The organism is Rahnella contaminans (assembly GCF_011065485.1).
Lineage (GTDB): Bacteria > Pseudomonadota > Gammaproteobacteria > Enterobacterales > Enterobacteriaceae > Rahnella > Rahnella contaminans.
Genome location: NZ_JAADJS010000001.1, coordinates 764,698 through 783,145, shown reverse-complemented (window position 1 = coordinate 783,145; position 18,448 = coordinate 764,698). Strand labels below are relative to the sequence as shown.

Below are 18,448 nucleotides of genomic sequence, written 5' to 3'. Positions count from 1 at the left end.
GTTTAGTGCTTGGCGGTGCTTACCAGTTCAAACAATACGACGGTTCGTGACGTACAGATGTATTCGCGGCCAAACTCAAAGTTATGCTCGTTCACATCATCGGGCTGGAAAGTATCAAGAATATGACGCCAGCCTTCGCCGTGCGCCACGGACGGGAGCGTGAATACGACATCTTTATGCGAGGCGTTAAACAGCAGCAACACCGTGCTTAATGAACCCTGACGCAGCAAACCGGTCGGCTGTGCGCGGCCATCAAGCAGCATTGCGATGCATTTTGCGTGCGGATCTTTCCACGCGGCATCGGTCATTTCCGGCCCTTGCGGCTGGAACCAGCTGACGTCTTTCACACCGAGTTTTTCATGCACCGCGCCGGTCAGAAAGCGGCCACGGTGCAGGATCGGAAAACGCTTGCGCAGGGCAATCAGCCGGTAAGTGAAGAGCAGTAATGACTGGCCTTTTTCCTCAATATTCCAGTTTACCCACGCGATATCGGTGTCCTGACAATAGGCATTGTTGTTGCCGTTTTGCGATCGCGCGAATTCATCACCGGCCAGCAGCATTGGCGTGCCTTGCGAAAACAGCAGCGTCGCCAGCATATTGCGCATCTGCCGCAGCCGCAGTTCATTAATCGCCGGATCCTCCGCCGGGCCTTCCACGCCGTAGTTTGCTGAAATGTTGTTATCGCTGCCGTCTTTGCCGTTCTCGCCGTTGGCTTCGTTGTGCTTGTTCGCGTAAGACACCCAGTCGTTAAGCGTGAAGCCGTCGTGCGCGGTAATAAAGTTCACCGACGCATAAGGTTTGCGTCCCCGGTGATTAAACAAATCTGCCGAGCCGGAAAGGCGGGTGGCAAACTGCGCGAGCTGGCCTTCGTCGCCGCGCCAGAATTTACGCACCGTGTCGCGGAACCGGTCATTCCACTCCATCCAGCCCGGCGGGAAGCCACCGACCTGATAGCCGCCGGGGCCGCAGTCCCAGGGTTCTGCAATCAGTTTGCACTGGCTGAGCACCGGATCCTGACGGCAGGTATCGAGGAAACCACAGCCTTCGTCGAAACCATAGCTTTCGCGCCCGAGAATGGTCGCGAGGTCAAAGCGGAAACCGTCGACCTGCATTTCGGTCGCCCAGTAACGCAGTGAATCCGTCACCATTTGCAGCACACGCGGATGGCTGAGATTGAGCGTATTGCCGGTCCCCGTGTCATTGATGTAATAACGCTTATTGTCCGGCATCAGGCGGTAATAGCTGGCGTTATCAATGCCTTTGAACGAGAGCGTCGGGCCAAGTTCATTGCCTTCCGCCGTGTGGTTGTAAACCACGTCGAGAATGACCTCAATATTTGCCGCGTGCAGGGTGGCAATCATCTGCTTGAATTCATTAACGGTGTGCGTCGCCATATATTGCGGGTGCGGCGCGAAGAAACTCAGCGTGTTGTAACCCCAGAAATTATGCAGCCCTTTATCCTGCAAATGCCGGTCATCGGTGAACGCATGAATTGGCATCAGCTCAACCGACGTCACGCCGAGCGAACGGAGATATTCCACGATGTGCGGCGTACTCATTCCGGAGAATGTGCCGCGCAGATGCTCCGGCACTGCCGGATGACGCATGGTGTAACCGCGTACGTGAGTTTCATAAATCAGCGTTTTTTCCCACGGAATATGGCGTTTGCGCGAACGCGCCCAGGAAAATGCCGGATCGATGACCCGGCATTTAGGCAGAAATTCCGCGCTGTCGCGGTTATCAATATGCAGGTCTTTCTTCGCGCTTTGCATGTCATAGGCAAACAGCGCGTCGTCCCATTTCAGTTCGCCGACAATTTGCTTGGCATAAGGGTCGAGCAGTAATTTGGCCGGATTAAACCGGTGGCCGTCATGCGGCGCATAAGGGCCGTGAACGCGGTAAGCATAAAGCAGACCGGGGCGGGCGTCCGGCAGATAGCCATGCCAGACCTCGTCGGTATATTCGGGCAGTTCAATCACGTCATACTGCTCACCGGCTTCATTAAACAGGCACAGCTCAACTTTTGTGGCGTTGGCAGAAAACAGCGCAAAGTTTACGCCCAGACCGTCCCAGGTTGCGCCGAGCGGGACGGGCAATCCTTCGCGCACGCGGGTGGTGTGTCCGGAATCGAAGCTGCGGACAATTTCGCCGTCGCTGTAAGGATGAATAATGCGGACACCCAAAGCGTCAACGGCGATATCAACCTGTGCATGAGAAGGGACGGTGCGGACTTCGTCCGCCGTAGCTGTGGGTTTACTTGTCTTACCAGATCGGGCCTTTGTCATACTCGACGTCACTCCGTTTCAGGGAAATCTGACAATAAATTACCGAAAGAGGCCTGTCTGCGCATGCACAGGCAATACCAAGGAGTGTAGACCGGACTGGCAAAATTGACCTGAAAACCGCGAAAAGCTGTACAAGCCGAGAGGCTTCGTCAATAGTGAAAATGAAAAGCTAGCCTGCTAGTGATTATAAGAATTCATCCCCGAGGATTTCCTTTATGACCATCGCTTTGCTGAGCCACATCGAACTTGATGCGGGTTACCCTGAACGGTTTGAAGCTGCCGGATATTCCCTGCATTTCGCCACCACGCCGGAACAGCGCGCCAATATTGATCCGGACATCGCACGAACCCTCCGCGCCATTTTAACCATCGGCACCATTGGTGTGAGCGCGGCGGAAATCGCGGCATTGCCCGCGCTGGAAATCATCTGTGCGCAGGGCGTCGGCTTTGAACATATCGACGTGGCGGCGGCAAAACAGCGCGGCATTCTGGTCACACACGGGCCGGGCACCAACAGTTCTTCGGTTGCGGATCATACGCTGGCGCTGATGCTGGCAATCACGCGGCGGATCCCGCAGTTCGATGCTGCGGTGCGCGCCGGAGAATGGAAAAAAACGCGCTGGAACGTAGACGGAATGGCCGGTAAACGGCTGGGGATTATTGGTCTGGGCAACATCGGTGCGCTGATTGCCCGCCGCGCCGCCGGTGGCTTTGATATGGACGTGGGATATCACAACCGCCGTGCGCAGGAAAACAGCCCGTATCAGTATTTCCCAGGCGTCACAGAACTGGCCGCCTGGGCGGATTATCTGGTTGTCGCCACGCCCGGCGGTGCCCATACCACGCGACTGGTGAATGCGCAGGTGCTGCAAGCACTGGGGGAAAACGGTTATCTGATTAACATTTCGCGGGGCAGTGTGGTGGACAGTGACGCGCTGATTGCCAGTCTGCAACGCCGTGAAATCGCCGGTGCCGCGCTGGATGTGGTTGACGGAGAACCGAAAGTACCGGCAGAAATGCTGACGCTGGATAATCTGGTGCTGACGCCGCATGTGGCCGGACGGTCGCCGGAATCTGTCGAAAATATGATGACGCTGGTGCAGTCAAATCTGGATGCCTTTTTTTCAGGTCAGCCGGTCGTGACGCCGGTGCCTGAATAATCCCCCGGTTTATTGACCCGATAATGAGAGAAAACGCCGCCTGCCGGCGTTTTTTTATGGGCGCTGAAAATCCGGTGAACAGGCTATAGTCGTAAAAAGCATAAGTAACCGCTTTTTCTTATTTGTCTGGCATAGCTACAGATCGTAACAATAGGGCTTTCAGGCAGAACAGAGGCAGACAGCGGTGAATTTTCAACAACTCAAAATTATACGTGAATCCGCGCGATGCAATTACAACCTGACCGAAGTCTCGAACATGTTGTTCACTTCTCAGTCAGGTGTCAGTCGTCATATTCGCGAGCTGGAAGATGAACTGGGCGTTGAGATTTTCATCCGTCGGGGCAAGCGTCTGCTGGGGCTGACAGAACCGGGCAAAGAGCTGCTGGCCGTGGCCGAGCGCATTCTCAACGAAGCGCAGAATATCCGCCGTCTGGCTGATGTGTTTTCGAAAGAAGACGCCGGCGTACTGACCATCGCCACCACGCACACGCAGGCGCGTTACAGTCTGCCCAAAGTGATCAAAGCCTTCCGCGCGATTTATCCGGGCGTACGGCTGGAACTTCATCAGGGCTCGCCGCAGGAAGTGCTGGCGATGTTGCTGAGCGGGCAGGCGGACGTGGCCATCGCCAGCGAAAAACTGATGAACGACCCTGCGGTGGCGGCGTTCCCGTATTACCGCTGGCATCATGCGATTGTGGTTCCGCAGGGCCATCCGCTGACGTTGCAGCATCCGGTCACGTTGCAGCATCTCAGCGAACAACCGCTGATCACCTACCGGCAGGGCATCACCGGGCGTTCCCGCCTGGATGAAGCCTTCAGCCGCGCGGCGCTGAGCGCGGATATCGTACTCAGCGCGCAGGATTCTGACGTGATTAAAACCTACGTCGAACTGGGATTAGGCGTGGGGATCCTGGCGGATAAAGCCTTTGAAGCTGCGCGCGATACCGGCCTTCAGCTGATTAACGCCGAGCATCTGTTCGAAGGCAACACCGTCTGGCTGGGGCTTAAAAAGGCGCAATTGCAGAGAAACTACGTCTGGCGGTTTATCGAATTGTGTAATCCGGGCTTATCGGTGAATGAGATCAAGGAGAAGGTGTTTGCGGTAGGGGATGAGCCGGTGATTGACTATCAGATTTGATGGTATGAGGCGTCATACGGGCGCCTGATAATTCAACTCTCAACTCTCAACTCTCAACTTCAAGACCTTGGGCTCGCCGCCCAAACTGGCCCAAAGGGCGCGTTAACGCGCGCGCCCTCTGGACACCCGTGCTCTTTAACTGCGCGCTATCGCTCGCTGGCTATGTTTCAGGTACCGCAGAGACAGGCTGGAAATCTTGCCGCTGCGCGGTGCCTTCATTTCGGGATTGCAGCCTCAGGTCTGCAACCTCTCATTCAGCAAGCTTTCTGAATCGCCCGCACGATCTCAAAATCAACGGCAGACTGTTTTTCATCTTTTAAAAAGGTTGACTGGCGTGACCAAAATTCAGCTGAACGGAGCGGCTTCGAGACCTGTGGCTCGAAGACCGAGAGAAGGAAGTGCGAAGCACCTGGATTTGCGCCATCCACTAATGCACCAGGACAAGTCCGTCGAGCCTGCGATAGCGCGCAGTGAAAGAGCCCGGGGGGGCTTGGGGGGTGGCGGCGATAGGCCGCCCCCCAAGTCGGTGTGGGCCGATGCCCACGGTGTTGAACTTTGGCCAGTTTGAGTGGCAACCCAAGATTTTGTCATCACTGCAAGTGAAAAATATTCTGAGGGAATAAAAAAACCGGTACTGAGACCGGTTTTTTCCGTCCGCTAAAAGCGAAACCTAGACGGCAGGCTTAGCAATCACATTGCGATTTTCCATGCGAACTTCCGCAATGTTTACGTCAATGATGTCACTCTGACGATAGGCGACTTCGCCTTTAATCAGCACGGTGCCGGTGTCTGCACTGCATACCAGCTCGTCGCGTACGCTGTGCAGGAACGGAGCAGGGATGAACGCCACCGCGCCGATGTCTTGCAGGCGCACCCGCAGACCACCGCGGGTCACATCAATGATTTCAGCGCTGAATTTCACATCAGTACCGACTTTATCTTCCAGATAGCGCGCATACAGCCAGTCACCGACGTCGCGTTCGGCCATGCGGTTCGCCCGGCGGCGTTCGGCCAGCTGAACGGCCATGTCGTCCTGAGGTTTCTCAGCAGACTGTTGCAGGATCATCGCTTTCAGAAGACGGTGGTTCACCATGTCGCCGTATTTACGGATTGGTGATGTCCAGGTCGCGTAAGCTTCCAGTCCCAGACCGTAATGCGGCCCCGGCGTGGTGCTGATTTCTGCGAAAGTCTGGAAACGACGGATGCGGCTGTCGAGGAACTGCGTTGGCAGCGCATCGAGTTTACGGCGCAGGGCGCAGAAACCGGGCAGCGTCAGCAGTTCTTCAGCATTGGCTTCAAGGTCATTGGCGGCAAGCACGGTAACCGCATTTTCAACCAGCAGCGGATCAAAACCGGTGTGCACGTTGTAAACGCCAAAACCGAGGCTGTCGCGCAGGGCGATAGCGGCACAGACGTTGGCGGCAATCATGGATTCTTCAACGATGCGGTTAGCGATACGGCGGTGCTCAGCGACGATTTCAAGTACGTTGCCTTTTTCACCCAGTACGAAGCGGTAATCAGGACGATCTTTAAACACCAGCGCGTGTTCGGTGCGCCATGCACTGCGCACGTCACAGACGCGTTTCAGCAGACGGATTTGATCAGCAATCACATCGCTGGCCGGTTGCCATGCGCTTTTCTCATTGGCTTCCAGCCAGTCGGACACATCGTCATAGGCCAGTTTGGCTTTTGATTCGATGGTGGCGGCGAAGAAACGAATATCACTGCCCAGTGCGCCATCGGTGCCCAGCGTAACAGAACACGCAAGAACAGGGCGGCTCACATCTGGCCACAGGGAGCAGATATCATCAGACAATTCACGCGGCAGCATCGGGATGTTAAAGCCCGGCAGGTAGTTAGTGAATGCGCGTTTTTTAGCAATATTGTCGAGTTCGCTGCCCTCACTGACGTAAGCCGTCGGGTCTGCAATCGCAATGGTCATCAGCAGGGTGCCGTCGCCGTTGTCTTTCACATACAGCGCGTCATCCATGTCCTGTGTACTGCCGCTGTCGATGGTCACAAATGGCAGGGCGGTCAGATCTTCGCGGGTCAGGCCTTCATCGCGCAGTTGTGCGATATCAGATTTTGGCGCTTCGCGTTCGAGATTATGACGGGCCAGCGTGACCCACCACGGCGCGAGATCATCAGTGCCGGTGGTGATCCTTTCAGTGATTTCAGCCTGGAAGCTGTGATCGCCTTCTTTCAGCGGGTGGCGGCGCATTTCTGCCACACACCAGTCGCCGTCACTGACTTCGTGATTGATGTTGCGCGCAACGCGACACTGGATCGCATCACGTAATAAAGGATGGTCGGGGATGATAGAAAGACGGTCGTCTTTTTTCGTCACGCGGCCTACAAAACGGCTGAGGAAAGGTTCAACCAGTGTTTCCGGCTGGACGACTTCACGCTCTTTTTCGGTTTGCAGCGAGGCGATTACGCGGTCACCGTGCATGACTTTTTTCATGTACGGAGGCGGAATGAAATAGCTTTTTTGACCGTCTACTTCAAGAAAGCCAAAGCCTTTCTCAGTCCCTTTCACGATGCCTTCGACACGTGGAGTCTGAGAGTGAAGTTGCTGTTTTAGCTGCGCGAGCAGCGGGTTATCTTGAAACATATCGTCCAGAGAATTAGGGTTAATGTGGCTCGATTAGCGGCAGACAGTTTTACGCGATTCAGCCCCTGCGGGCAAGCGGCATCTGCCCCTTTTGCCTCATAACCCTGAAGCAAAAGGGGAGATTTACGGCGCATCCCGCAGAACGGGTTATGCAATACGTTGCAGGTCGACTTTTTGTTCGCAGCGACGGATTGTCACCGGAACGGCTTTAGAAGTTGGCGTGTGCGTCTGGTCACCAAAACTGGACATCGGGACCAGCGGATTGGTTTCCGGATAATAGGCGGCCAGATTGCCGCGCGGAATGTCGTAGCTGACCAGTTTAAACCCGGTCACCTTGCGCTCAATACCGTCGTTCCACAGCGTTTCGATTTCCACCAGTTCGCCGTCTTTAAGGCCCAGATCGGCCAGATCCTGCGGGTGAATGAACAGCACTTCGCGCTGGCCGTACACGCCACGATAACGGTCATCAAGGCCGTAAATCGTGGTGTTGTACTGATCGTGAGAGCGCAAAGTTTGCAACGTAAAGGGTGCATTCTGGTCACCCATTGGGATCAGCACGTCCGGCAACGGCGCAGCGCTGAAATTGGCTTTGCCGCTCAGGGTATTGAAGTTCAGCTCGGCAGCCGCATTCCCCAGATAGAAACCGCCTTTGATATCACAGCGCGCGTTGAAATCCTTGAATCCTGGGATTGTCGCTTCGATATGGTCGCGGATCAGGTTGTAATCGTCGGCCAGCGCCATCCAGTCCAGGTATTTGTCGCCCAGCACGGCGTTGGCGATACCACAGACAATTGCGGTTTCTGAACGCTGCTCTTTCGACAACGGAATCCCCACGCCTTCGGACGCATGCACCATGCTGAAAGAATCTTCCACGGTGATGAACTGCGAACCGGTCGCCTGCATATCCAGCTCAGTACGCCCCAGCGTTGGCAGGATCAGCGCTTCAGCGCCCGGCGTCAGGTGCGTGCGGTTCAGCTTGGTGCTGATTTGCACGGACAAATCCAGATTGCTCAGTGCCTGTTCGGTACGCGGCGTATCCGGCGCCGCTGCGGCCAGATTACCGCCGAGGCAAATCAGCACTTTGGCTTCATGACGCAGCATAGCTTCCAGCGCTTCAACGGTATTGTGGCCGGGAACGCGCGGTGGAGTGAATTTGAAATGGCTTTCCATGGCATCGAGCAGGGCTTTCGGCGCTTTCTCATCGATCCCCATTGTGCGGTTGCCCTGCACATTACTGTGACCACGCACCGGACACAAACCGGCACCCGGTTTACCCAGCTGACCGAACAGCAGTTGCAGGTTAGTGATTTCACGCACGGTCGGAACGGAATGTTTATGCTGCGTCACCCCCATCGCCCAGGTACAAATCACGCGTTCAGCATTCATATAAATCGCCGCGGCTTCGCGCAGGTCTTGCTCACTCAGGCCGGACTGTTCAGTGATTTTGTCCCAGCTGGTGTCATCGACGATAGCCAGATACTCGTCCACACCGGCGCAGTTTGCCGCAATAAATTCTTCATCAAACAGGGAAGGCTGGCCGGACGCAATGCGCTCGCGATGCGTCTGCAATAACGCTTTCACGATACCGCGCACGGCAGCCATGTCTCCGCCAAGATTCGGCTGGTAATAAGCAGAACTGATGCGACCGGCTTTCGGTGTGACCACTTCCAGCGGTTTTTGCGGATCGGCAAAACGTTCCAGACCCCGTTCACGCAGGGTATTGAAGCTGACGACTTTTGCGCCGCGGTCAGACGCATGACGCAGGCTGTGCAGCATACGCGGGTGGTTAGTGCCGGGGTTCTGGCCGAAAACAAAAATCGCATCCGCTTTTTCGAAATCATCCAGACGGATGGTGCCTTTACCGACGCCGATACTTTGTTTCAGACCCACGCCGCTGGCTTCGTGACACATATTCGAGCAGTCAGGGAAATTGTTGGTGCCGAACATACGGCCAAAGACCTGATAAAGGTAAGAAGCTTCGTTACTGGCGCGGCCGGAGGTATAGAAATCTGCCTGATCCGGGCTTTCAAGGCCTTTAAGATGGCTGGCGATCAGCGAAAATGCGGCGTCCCAGCTGATCGGTTCGTAATGGTCGGTGGTGCGGTTATAGCGCATCGGGTGGGTCAGGCGGCCCTGATATTCGAGGAAGTAATCGCTCTGCGCGCGCAGTTTGGTCACGCTGTGCTGGGCAAAAAATTCCGGCTCAACCGCTTTGCGGGTGGCTTCCCAGCTGACGGCTTTTGCTCCGTTTTCACAGAAACTGAACGTACTGTGGTTATCATCACCCCAGGCACAGCCCGGGCAGTCAAATCCGCGACCTTTGTTAACACGCATCAGGTTGCGCAGATTGGAAAGGACTTTTTTACTGTCGAAGACGAAACGGGTAGTGGATTCCAGTGCACCCCAGCCACCGGCCGCGCCGTGGTAGGGTTTGATCTCAGTTTTAAATTTCATAGTTATGCTTCGCAGGTGGTTTTTGTCTGGTCTGTAAACAATCAGAACGGTGAATTGTTAATCCGATTGTTAATTTTATGTCACAAGTTTAGGAGGGAGATGAAGCGGCGTCTAATCGAATGCCATGATGGTGTGATTAGATCTGTCTATTGCCCAAAAATCTGCACGAATAACGGATTTTGACCGGCAGAATGCGACGCGCGTTGTGATTATCACACGGAGTTAAAACAGCGGGTTGCGATAAGAAAGGGTGATGACGGCACCGTGTGAGGATTTTGGTCAAATTAAGATCAAGATGTAACAGAACCGTTTCACTATGAAATGGTTAGCAAAAGACTAAGGGTTTTTCTGAGCGACGATTTAGGGCACCCTATGCGGCAAATAATATTCCGTATTTTTTTATCTGCTGGCAGGTTTGCATTTTGCGCCTGCCGGTAAGGCGCGTTTAAGGATGATTCAGTGAAACGTAGTGTAATTAGTGTCCTCTCTTGTGTGTTGATGTTCTCCGCAGGCAGCGTTAAAGCTGTCGCTCCACTGGATTTCCCGGTTGTGCCACCGAGTATCGATGCCGCGTCCTTCGTGCTGATGGATTACGCCAGCGGTGATGTGCTGGCCGCCGGGAACCCGGACGACCGCCGCAACCCGGCAAGCCTGACCAAACTGATGACTGGTTATGTTATCGACCGCGCGCTGGACCACAAAAAAATCACCATGGACGACGTGGTGACCGTTCCTCAGGAAGCCTGGGTGGCCGGTAACAAAAGCCTCGAAGGTTCTTCGCTGATGTTCCTTAAACCGGGCGACCGCGTTTCCGTGCGTGATCTTATCCGCGGCATCATCATTACTTCCGGCAACGACGCGTGCGTGGCGATGGCGGATTACGTGGCCGGAAGCCAGGATTCCTTCGTCGGCATGATGAACCAGTACGTGGTCAGCATGGGCCTGACCAACACGCATTTCGAAACCGTACACGGTCTGGATGCGCCGGGGCAGTTCACCACCTCCTACGATCTGGCAAAACTTTCCCGTGCGATTATCGGCGGCGAGCCTGAGGAATACCGTATGTATGCTGAGAAATCGCTGACGTACGACAACATCACCCAGCAGAACCGCAACGGCCTGTTGTGGGATAAAAACCTGCAAGTCGATGGCCTGAAAACCGGTCACACCGAAAGCGCCGGTTTCAACATTATCGCGTCCGCCACGCAGGGCGACCGTCGTCTGATTGCCGTCGTTATGGGCGGGAAAAGTGCAAAAGGGCGTGAAGAACAGGCGCGTAAACTGCTGACCTGGGGCTTCCGTGAATACACCAGCAAGCAGATTTTCAAGGCGAATCAGACCGTTTCCAGCGAGCACGTCTGGTTCGGTGCGAATCCTCAGGTGAAAGTCGGTTCCCTGAGCGATGTGTTCATCAGCGTTCCGCAGTCTGACGCCGATAAACTGAAAGCGCAGTACGTGCTGACCAATCCGCAGATTGACGCGCCGCTGAAAAAAGGCCAGGAACTGGGCAGCATTAATATCGTGGATAACGGTAAAGTCATCAAAACCGTGCCGCTGGTGGCGCTGGAAGACGTGGCGCAGGGCGGGATCATCAGCCGTGCCATTGACTACGTGAAACTGAAAATCTAAGTTCTGCTCCTTCCCCTCTCACGAGGGGAAGGTTGGGATGGGGGTGGGTTTACCCCTTGCTAATAAAATTCCTCATAGCTTCACATCAAACTTTCCGGCCTGATAATCCAGAATGGCCTGATTAATTTCCTGCACCGTATTCATTACAAACGGGCCGTGAGAAACCACCGGTTCATTGATTTTATCGGCGTGCCCGAACAGGAATGTGGCGTCATCGGTTGCGGTGATCGTCACGCGGTCATCGCTGTTATCCAGTTCAATCAGATGCCAGGCCTGCGCCAGAATATCATCAATTTTCAGCCGTCCTTTCACCGTATACAGGAAGACCTGTCGTGCCGCTGGCGCATGCAATGTTACTTCGCTACCCGCGCTCATCTGAACGGTCATCAGGGTGACATCGGTCAGTGATTTTATCGGGCCGGTTACGCCTGCAACGCTGCCGGAAATCAGGCTGATTTCGCCGTGTCCTCTGCTCAGCGGAATTTGCGGGATGTCTTGTGCCTGTAAACCGACATAACCCGGCGGCGTCATTTTCAGCCGTGACGGCAAATTCACCCAAAGTTGCAGGATTTCCAGTTCACCGCCGTGGCGTTTGAACGCTTCCGGTGACAGTTCCGAGTGAATCAGACCCGAACCGGCTGTCATCCACTGCACGCCGCCGGTGCCGATAATACTTTCATGGCCACCGGTATCGCTGTGCGCCAGTTCGCCGCGCAGGATAAACGTGACCGTTTCAAATCCGCGATGCGGATGCGGGCCGAACGGTAAACCAAGATTATCCGGTGCATAAACCTGCGGTCCGTGATGATTGAGAAACAGGAAAGGGTCGAGCTGCTCGAGTTCCGGCCCCGGAACCGGACGGCGGGTTTGCAGATCGCGAATATCATCACGATAGGCTTTGTATTGCTTAACAATTTTTCGGGTCATGGCGAGGTTTCCGTTAAAACACTGGATAATAACGAAGACTAGCGGGTTCAGCGGAGGTTGTCACAGCTGATTGTTAACAAGGTGTAATTTGCGCTGAAACGGTACACAAAACGCGGGCGGCTGGCTCACAACCGCCCGGAAACGCAGTCCTGATGTCAGAAAACTTTCGACGAGAAATCCGTTTTCACTTCGCTTTCGATGTAGGTGTTCAGCCCCCAACCGGCGCGGGCGAGCTCTTTCATTTTTTCGAGATGTTCCGGCCCGGGATGGCGGATATCGTAGAGATAAACGTGATTGTTTTTGAAGCGGACTTTGATCGAGTTGGCATCAATCTGGAAGCTGACAACCTGTGAATCACCACTTTTGTTCGCGTAATTTTCCATGCTGCATCCTGTTAGCTGAGCCTGATGACGGGCGACGTCTTCTATTAACCACGTCTGAATTTTCCGTACAGGGCGGCAGTTCACAGTTTGCGAAACAGAGGGAAAACACGGCTTATCAGTGTGTTATAGCGCACAAAGAGAGAAGGCAAAAATGCAAACACCGGCACGAAGCCGGTGTTTATGAAGGTACGGTAGAAACCGCGTGACGCTATTTCAGCAGGAAAGAATGGTCAAAGGTGCCGGTGACATTCAGCGCGACCGGCAACAGACCCTGTGCATGATAGAAATCGGCAGTCTGCTGTTGCTGCGTTTCCGTGTCAGAGTCGATGGGTTGCCAGTAGGATTTACGGCGTTCAAACGACAGCTTCGCCGCGTCCAGCGGGAAGCCAATAATCTTCGCCAGCTTTTCGCTGTAGGCATCCAGATTTTTATACGCCCAGATCTGCGCGTCGCTCAGCCGTTGCAGGTAATCCGCAATCGCCTGACGTTTACCCTGATCTTTAAGCGCCGTGTCAGTCGCTGCAAGGAAACTGTTCCCCGACCACAAACCGCGCCCGTTCACCAGCACACGCAGATGATCCTGCGTTTCAGCAAATGCGGTGTAGGGTTCCCACGTCGCCCACACATCTACGGAACCCTGCGTCAGTGCCAGCTTGGCATCGCTCGGCGGGAGAAAACGGAACGTGACATCTTTGGTGCTCAGCCCGGCGGAGGCCAGCGCTTTCAGCGCCACGAAATGCCCGATAGAGCCGCGGTTGGTGGCGATGCTTTTGCCTTTCAAATCCGCCGCCGATTTAATCGGGCTGTCGGCTTTCACCAGCAACGCGGTGCCGTAAGCGTCAGATTTGTCGACGGCGATCGCTTTCACCTGCGCGCCCGCCGCTTCGGCAAACAGCAGCGGCGCATCGCCAATAATGCCGACATCCACGGCCTGGGCATTCAGGGCTTCCGCCAGCGGGGCGGCGGCGGGAAATTCTGACCATTCAATTTTGTAGGGCAGATTGTCCAGTTTATTCGCCGCTTCCAGCTGTGCCCGCATATTCCCTTTCTGATCGGCAACGCGCAGGGTGATTTGTTCGGCGCTGGCAGCAAACGTGCCACTGATAAGCGTTGCCAGCAGCAGGAGACTTTTCACATTCACTCGCATCAGGGTTCCTTATACCAGCGTGGTTGCGTCGGTTTTATTGTGTGCCTGCCGGGCAGCGATTTTCTGCTTTGTCAGCGGGATCAGGCTTTTGCCGTATTCAACGGCATCATTAAGCGGATCAAAACCGCGGATCAGGAACGTGGTGATCCCCAGATCGTAATATTTCAGCAGCGCATCGGAAACCTGTTCCGGTGTACCGACCAGTGCGGTCGAGTTAGAACCGCCGCCAATCAGCCCGGCGATACCGGTCCACAGGCAGGAATCCAGACGGTCGCCTTGTGCCACGGCTTTCAGTAAACGCTGCGCACCCACGCTTTGCGGTTTGGGTGCCAGCGCCGTCCCTTTTTCCGCCTGTTGCGCGGTGGCTTTCGTCAGAATTTCATCCGCCTTTGCCCAGGCTTCTTCTTCGGTATTGCCCAGAATCGGGCGGAAAGAAATGCTGAAATCAATCTCACGCTGATGTCTGGCCGCAGAGGCTTTCACCGCCTCAACAGTTTCCCTTGCGCTGTCCAGCGGTTCGCCCCACAGCGCAAAAACATCGGCCTGTTTACCGGCTACGCGGATGGCGTCGTCAGACGAACCACCGAAAAAGACCGGTAAGCGATTTTGGAAAGGTTTGATGGCGGAGAAGGCGTTTTCCGCCTGATAAAACTCGCCCTGGTGGTTGTAGCCTTTTTCCGAATACCAGCTCTGTTTCAGCACATCGATGTATTCGTCGGTGCGGCGGTAGCGGGAATCTTTCGGCTCGAAATCGCCGTCACGTTTTTGCTCAGCATCGCTGCCGCCGCTGATGATGTGTACCGCCAGACGGCCATCGAGCAGATGATCGAGCGTCGCCAGTTTACGGGCAGCCAGCGTCGGTGCGACAAAACCGGGACGATGCGCCAGCAGGAAATGAATGCGCGAAGTGCTGGCACCGGCATGGGCGGTCACCAGAAATGCGTCGGGTTGGTCAGAAGCGTATGCCACCAGAATGCGGTCAAAACCGGCGTTTTCATGGGCACGGGCGAAATCCGCGATGTATTGCTTATCAAAAATCGGGCCGGTCGGCGGGATGATTTCAGATGCCAGGCGATGGCCGATCATACCAATAAATTGCACGCTCACGGGCTGTCACTCCTCGGGTCAGAGGCCAGCGGGATGGTGGCTGCGCTGGCAGGAGTTATCACCATAAACGGGATGCTACTATGTTAAAAATTAATTATATGGATAAGCTAATATAAAAAATGTGCATTGTATGGGGCTGGGCCTTTAGCTGTGGGCATGAGTCAAGACCTTGGGTTCGCCGCCCAAACTGGCAAAACATTGGGCTCGCCACCCAAACTGGCAACCCAAGGTTTAGAATTTGGAATTAAGGCCCGTTTGGGCGGCAATCCCAAGATCCAGCCCCTCTGCCACTGCCGCCGCAAACGCATCAATCGCCGGAACCTGACTCGCCGGAACATTCGGATACACCAGCCATAGCTGGCTTCGCGGGGCGAAATCTTTCAGGGCGTAAATTTCAAGCTCATCGCGCAGCGGATGGCGTTCGACTAGCGGTTTAGGCATCAGGCCGAGCCCGCGGCCTTCGGAGATCAGCGATAACTGGAGCGTGGTACCAAAGGCTTCGAGATTGATGAGCAGCGGCAAACCCTGCTCAGTCAGTGCGCGTTGCAGGGCGGCGCGAAAACCGCAGCCTTCGGGATTGAGGATCCAGCCGCGCTGATAACAATCTTCCAGCCGCTGCGGCAGGGTGCCGGTGGTTTTCGGGCCGACAACCACCAGGTCAACCGCGCCGAGTGGCTGGTTTTCCACGCCCTCGGGGAATTGCTTGCTGGCCGGAAACAGCACCACGGCAGCTTCCAGTTCCTGACGCTGAATGCGTAACAGCAACTCCTCGCCCCAGCCGCTGGACAGGCGCGGCTGAATATCCGGGAACTGCGCGGAGAGGCTCTTCAGCGCGGGAAGCAGACTGCCTTCGCTCAGGCTTTGTGGCACGGCGAGGCGTAAAAGACCGGAAGGCGGGCTGTCGGCGGCGACCAGATCGCTGAGCGCATCCACTTCACGCAGAATATGACGGCACTGCTGATAAACGCGGTTGCCCATCAGCGTCGGTTTCAGGGGTTTGGTCTGGCGGTTAAGCAGCGGAATACCCAGCGACTCTTCGAAATTCTGCACCCGGCGGGTAATTGCCGGCTGCGTCAGCCCCAGCTCATCAGCTGCAAGTCGCGTTGACTGCAACCGGATAACCGCCACAAAAGCGGTCAAATCTTCAATTTTCATCGGGACTCAGTATCAGAAAGTAAACGTTGTGCGTCTCCACAGGATAAAACAATTCCACCGGTGACGCTGGATCCCACCGCACATTTTTATGTGTGAATTGCATATTAGATTATCCATAAAATGCATTTTGCTTGAGTTTGACCGGTGTTAGCCTGAGAGAAATCAGGATCGCTTATAGATGAAAGAGGTGAAGGTATGGTGGCTTTACAGGTGGCACCGCTGCGGCAGTTTCTGGCGGATTTTACCCGGCTGGTGCAGGAGCCTCACGGGCAGACCGAAATACTGGCGCAGGGCAGTGCGTTGCTGGAAAAGCTCGTCAGCACTGACGGCTGGCTGCCGGAGGACACCGCGCAGCCGCACGCTGAGCATTATCAGCAATACCTGTTGTATGCCGATCCGCTTTCACGTTTTTCCGTTGTCAGTTTTGTCTGGGGACCGGGGCAGAAAACGCCGGTTCACGATCACCGCGTCTGGGGGCTGATTGGCATGCTGCGCGGCGGGGAAACCAGCCAGAACTATGTCCGCCACAGCGACGGCAGTTTGCATCCTGAAGGCGCTGCCGTGACGTTACAGCCAGGCAATGTGGAAAAAATCGCGCCGGATTTGCTCGATATTCATCAGGTCAGCAACCTGTATGACGACCGGGTTTCAGTCAGTATTCACGTCTACGGCGGCAATATCGGTGCGGTGTCGCGGGCGGTTTATCTGCCGGACGGCACCGAGAAAGCCTTCATCTCCGGTTATTCCAATTCGTACATTCCCAATATCTGGGATCTGTCAAAAGAGAACACTCATGTCTGAATCTCATCCGTTACCTCTGCGTCATTTTTCACAACTGCATCAGGCCCTGCGTGACGGGCAGGAAGTGGCTCTGGTTGATCTGCGTGAAGAAGGGGCGTTTGCCACCGGGCATCCGCTGTTTGCCGCCAATCTGGCGCTGTCCAAACTGGAACTGGAAGTGCCGGACCGCATTCCTAACCGGCAGACCGCCATCACGCTCTACGATAACGGCGAGTTTTATGACGAACGCCGCGGGGAACGTAAAACCACGCGCGCGGCGGCGTTTCTGAAATCGCTGGGTTACCGGGATATCGCGGTACTGGCGGGGGATCTGGCAGGCTGGAAAGAAGCGGGCGGTGAGATTTTTACTGATGTGAATGTGCCGAGTAAGGCGTTTGGTGAATGGGTTGAACATCATTATAAAACTCCGTCTCTGACGGCTAATGAAGTTCAGGCATTACAGGAAAAGGGCGCGAATGTGGCTGTGCTGGATGTGCGCCGGTTCGATGAGTTTCAGGCGATGAGTATTCCCGGTGGCGTGAGCGTGCCGGGCGGAGAACTGGCGCTGCGTTTACGCGATGTGGTGCCTGATAAAAAAACGCAAATCATCATCAACTGCGCCGGTCGTACCCGCAGCATTATCGGTACGCAATCGCTGATCAATGCCGGATTCACGCAGCCGGTTGCGGCATTGCGTAACGGCACCATTGGCTGGACGCTGGCGGGACAAACGCTGGCGCATCAGGAACACGCCCATTATCCGGCGCTGAGCGAAGATTCCCGCCGCATTGCCCTGAAAGGCGCGCAGGCGCTGGCAATTCGTGCGGGCGTGCGCTCGGTGACATTGTCACAAATTCATGAATGGCAGCAGGATCCGCAGCGGACGTTGTATTTGTTTGATGTCCGCACAGCGGAAGAGTACCGTGCCGGTCATCTCACTGGCGCGCGGCATGTTCCGGGCGGTCAGCTGGTTCAGGAAACCGATCATTATGCAACAGTGCGCGGCGCGCGCGTCGTTCTGGCCGACAGCGACGGCGTGCGCGCCCGGATGGCGGCTTCCTGGCTGGCGCAGATGAACTGGGAAGTGTACGTCGCGGAATTCAAAGAAGAAGATTTCGCAGAACAGGGCGACTGGAAAGCACAGGTTGCACCTGCGCCTGCTGTGGAATCCGTCACGCCGGAACAGCTGCGACACTGGCTGGCAGAAGGCAGTACGGGCGTGGTTGACCTCACCACCAGCGCGAACTTCCGTAATCGCCGAATTCCCGGCGCAGTCTGGACGACGCGGGGCAATATTCCGCAGGTCATTGCCGCACAGCCGGAGAAAACGCGCTGGGTTGTGACCTGCACAAGCGGTTTGCTGGCGCGTTACGCTGTCACGGAAGTCGCGGCGCTGACCGGTAAAGAGACGTATTTGCTGGAAAAGGGCACGGTCGGCTGGATTAACGCCGGAGAATCACTGGAGCGCGGCGAGTCGGTATATCTGGAGAACGCGCAAGATCGCTATCAGCGTCCGTATGAAGGCACGGCGGTGAGCGCGCAGGCGATGCAGGATTATCTGGACTGGGAATACGGTCTGGTGGCGCAGCTGGAAAAAGACGGGAGTCACGGTTTTCAGTTGTTGAAGTAAAAGCGGTTAACGCGATGTTCTGAGCTGACCCTCTGCGTA

The 18,448-nt window shown here is 55.5% G+C and carries 13 protein-coding genes; 5 read left to right on the top strand and 8 right to left on the bottom strand.

What is annotated here, in order from left to right; all coding sequences use genetic code 11:
- Window positions 1–2: 2 nt before the first annotated feature.
- On the bottom strand, window positions 3–2,285 hold the full coding sequence (gene glgX, locus GW579_RS03525) for a glycogen debranching protein GlgX (protein WP_152326264.1): 2,283 nt from the start codon (window positions 2,283–2,285) through the stop codon (window positions 3–5).
- A 215-nt stretch (window positions 2,286–2,500) separates the two neighbouring features.
- On the opposite strand from glgX, the gene GW579_RS03520 reads away from it, so the two are divergent.
- Complete coding sequence (locus GW579_RS03520) at window positions 2,501–3,445, top strand: 2-hydroxyacid dehydrogenase (RefSeq protein ID WP_152326263.1); 945 nt, start codon at window positions 2,501–2,503, stop codon at window positions 3,443–3,445.
- A gap of 184 nt (window positions 3,446–3,629) precedes the next feature.
- Window positions 3,630–4,583: an HTH-type transcriptional regulator Cbl gene (gene cbl / locus GW579_RS03515; RefSeq protein WP_152326262.1), complete on the top strand. Its 954-nt coding sequence runs from the start codon at window positions 3,630–3,632 to the stop codon at window positions 4,581–4,583.
- A 670-nt stretch (window positions 4,584–5,253) separates the two neighbouring features.
- On the opposite strand, the gene GW579_RS03510 is transcribed toward cbl, so the two are convergent.
- Together GW579_RS03510 and GW579_RS03505 are read right to left on the bottom strand one after the other, a co-directional pair.
- The gene (locus tag GW579_RS03510; RefSeq protein WP_152326261.1) at window positions 5,254–7,197 is read right to left on the bottom strand and encodes an exoribonuclease II; all 1,944 of its coding nucleotides are present in this window, start codon (window positions 7,195–7,197) and stop codon (window positions 5,254–5,256) included.
- Window positions 7,198–7,344: 147 nt separating this feature from the next.
- Complete coding sequence (locus tag GW579_RS03505; protein WP_165057589.1) at window positions 7,345–9,651, bottom strand: FdhF/YdeP family oxidoreductase; 2,307 nt, start codon at window positions 9,649–9,651, stop codon at window positions 7,345–7,347.
- Between the two features lie 459 nt (window positions 9,652–10,110).
- Between GW579_RS03505 and GW579_RS03500 the strand changes: the two genes are divergently transcribed.
- A complete protein-coding gene (locus GW579_RS03500) occupies window positions 10,111–11,280 on the top strand; it encodes a serine hydrolase (RefSeq protein WP_152326259.1) in 1,170 nt (389 codons plus the stop codon).
- 72 nt (window positions 11,281–11,352) lie between these two features.
- Here the strand turns inward: GW579_RS03500 and GW579_RS03495 are convergent, their stop codons facing one another.
- The 5 genes from GW579_RS03495 to GW579_RS03475 all read right to left on the bottom strand — a co-directional run bounded on the left by GW579_RS03495 (window position 11,353) and on the right by GW579_RS03475 (window position 15,999).
- Window positions 11,353–12,207, bottom strand: a complete 855-nt coding sequence (locus GW579_RS03495; protein WP_165057587.1) for a pirin family protein — start codon at window positions 12,205–12,207, stop codon at window positions 11,353–11,355.
- A 155-nt stretch (window positions 12,208–12,362) separates the two neighbouring features.
- A complete protein-coding gene (locus tag GW579_RS03490; protein WP_015697366.1) occupies window positions 12,363–12,590 on the bottom strand; it encodes a hypothetical protein in 228 nt (75 codons plus the stop codon).
- Window positions 12,591–12,798: 208 nt separating this feature from the next.
- On the bottom strand, window positions 12,799–13,737 hold the full coding sequence (locus GW579_RS03485) for an ABC transporter substrate-binding protein (RefSeq protein WP_165057585.1): 939 nt from the start codon (window positions 13,735–13,737) through the stop codon (window positions 12,799–12,801).
- A gap of 9 nt (window positions 13,738–13,746) precedes the next feature.
- The gene (locus tag GW579_RS03480) at window positions 13,747–14,844 is read right to left on the bottom strand and encodes an LLM class flavin-dependent oxidoreductase (protein WP_152326256.1); all 1,098 of its coding nucleotides are present in this window, start codon (window positions 14,842–14,844) and stop codon (window positions 13,747–13,749) included.
- 231 nt (window positions 14,845–15,075) lie between these two features.
- Window positions 15,076–15,999, bottom strand: a complete 924-nt coding sequence (locus GW579_RS03475; RefSeq protein ID WP_165057583.1) for a LysR family transcriptional regulator — start codon at window positions 15,997–15,999, stop codon at window positions 15,076–15,078.
- Window positions 16,000–16,194: 195 nt separating this feature from the next.
- Between GW579_RS03475 and GW579_RS03470 the strand changes: the two genes are divergently transcribed.
- Both GW579_RS03470 and GW579_RS03465 read left to right on the top strand, forming a co-directional pair.
- Window positions 16,195–16,800: a cysteine dioxygenase family protein gene (locus GW579_RS03470; protein WP_152326254.1), complete on the top strand. Its 606-nt coding sequence runs from the start codon at window positions 16,195–16,197 to the stop codon at window positions 16,798–16,800.
- The gene (locus GW579_RS03465) at window positions 16,793–18,409 is read left to right on the top strand and encodes a rhodanese-like domain-containing protein (protein WP_165057581.1); all 1,617 of its coding nucleotides are present in this window, start codon (window positions 16,793–16,795) and stop codon (window positions 18,407–18,409) included. Before GW579_RS03470 ends, GW579_RS03465 begins: the two co-directional genes overlap by 8 nt.
- The last annotated feature ends 39 nt before the right edge of the window (window positions 18,410–18,448 follow it).

Coding starts and splice junctions, on each gene's coding strand:
- glgX (WP_152326264.1), bottom strand. CDS start 2,285: ATGACAAAGGCCCGATCTGGTAAGACAAGTAAACCCACAGCTACGGCG.
- GW579_RS03495 (WP_165057587.1), bottom strand. CDS start 12,207: ATGACCCGAAAAATTGTTAAGCAATACAAAGCCTATCGTGATGATATT.
- GW579_RS03465 (WP_165057581.1), top strand. CDS start 16,793: ATGTCTGAATCTCATCCGTTACCTCTGCGTCATTTTTCACAACTGCAT.
- GW579_RS03510 (WP_152326261.1), bottom strand. CDS start 7,197: ATGTTTCAAGATAACCCGCTGCTCGCGCAGCTAAAACAGCAACTTCAC.
- GW579_RS03485 (WP_165057585.1), bottom strand. CDS start 13,737: ATGCGAGTGAATGTGAAAAGTCTCCTGCTGCTGGCAACGCTTATCAGT.
- GW579_RS03475 (WP_165057583.1), bottom strand. CDS start 15,999: ATGAAAATTGAAGATTTGACCGCTTTTGTGGCGGTTATCCGGTTGCAG.
- GW579_RS03490 (WP_015697366.1), bottom strand. CDS start 12,590: ATGGAAAATTACGCGAACAAAAGTGGTGATTCACAGGTTGTCAGCTTC.
- GW579_RS03520 (WP_152326263.1), top strand. CDS start 2,501: ATGACCATCGCTTTGCTGAGCCACATCGAACTTGATGCGGGTTACCCT.
- GW579_RS03470 (WP_152326254.1), top strand. CDS start 16,195: ATGGTGGCTTTACAGGTGGCACCGCTGCGGCAGTTTCTGGCGGATTTT.
- GW579_RS03505 (WP_165057589.1), bottom strand. CDS start 9,651: ATGAAATTTAAAACTGAGATCAAACCCTACCACGGCGCGGCCGGTGGC.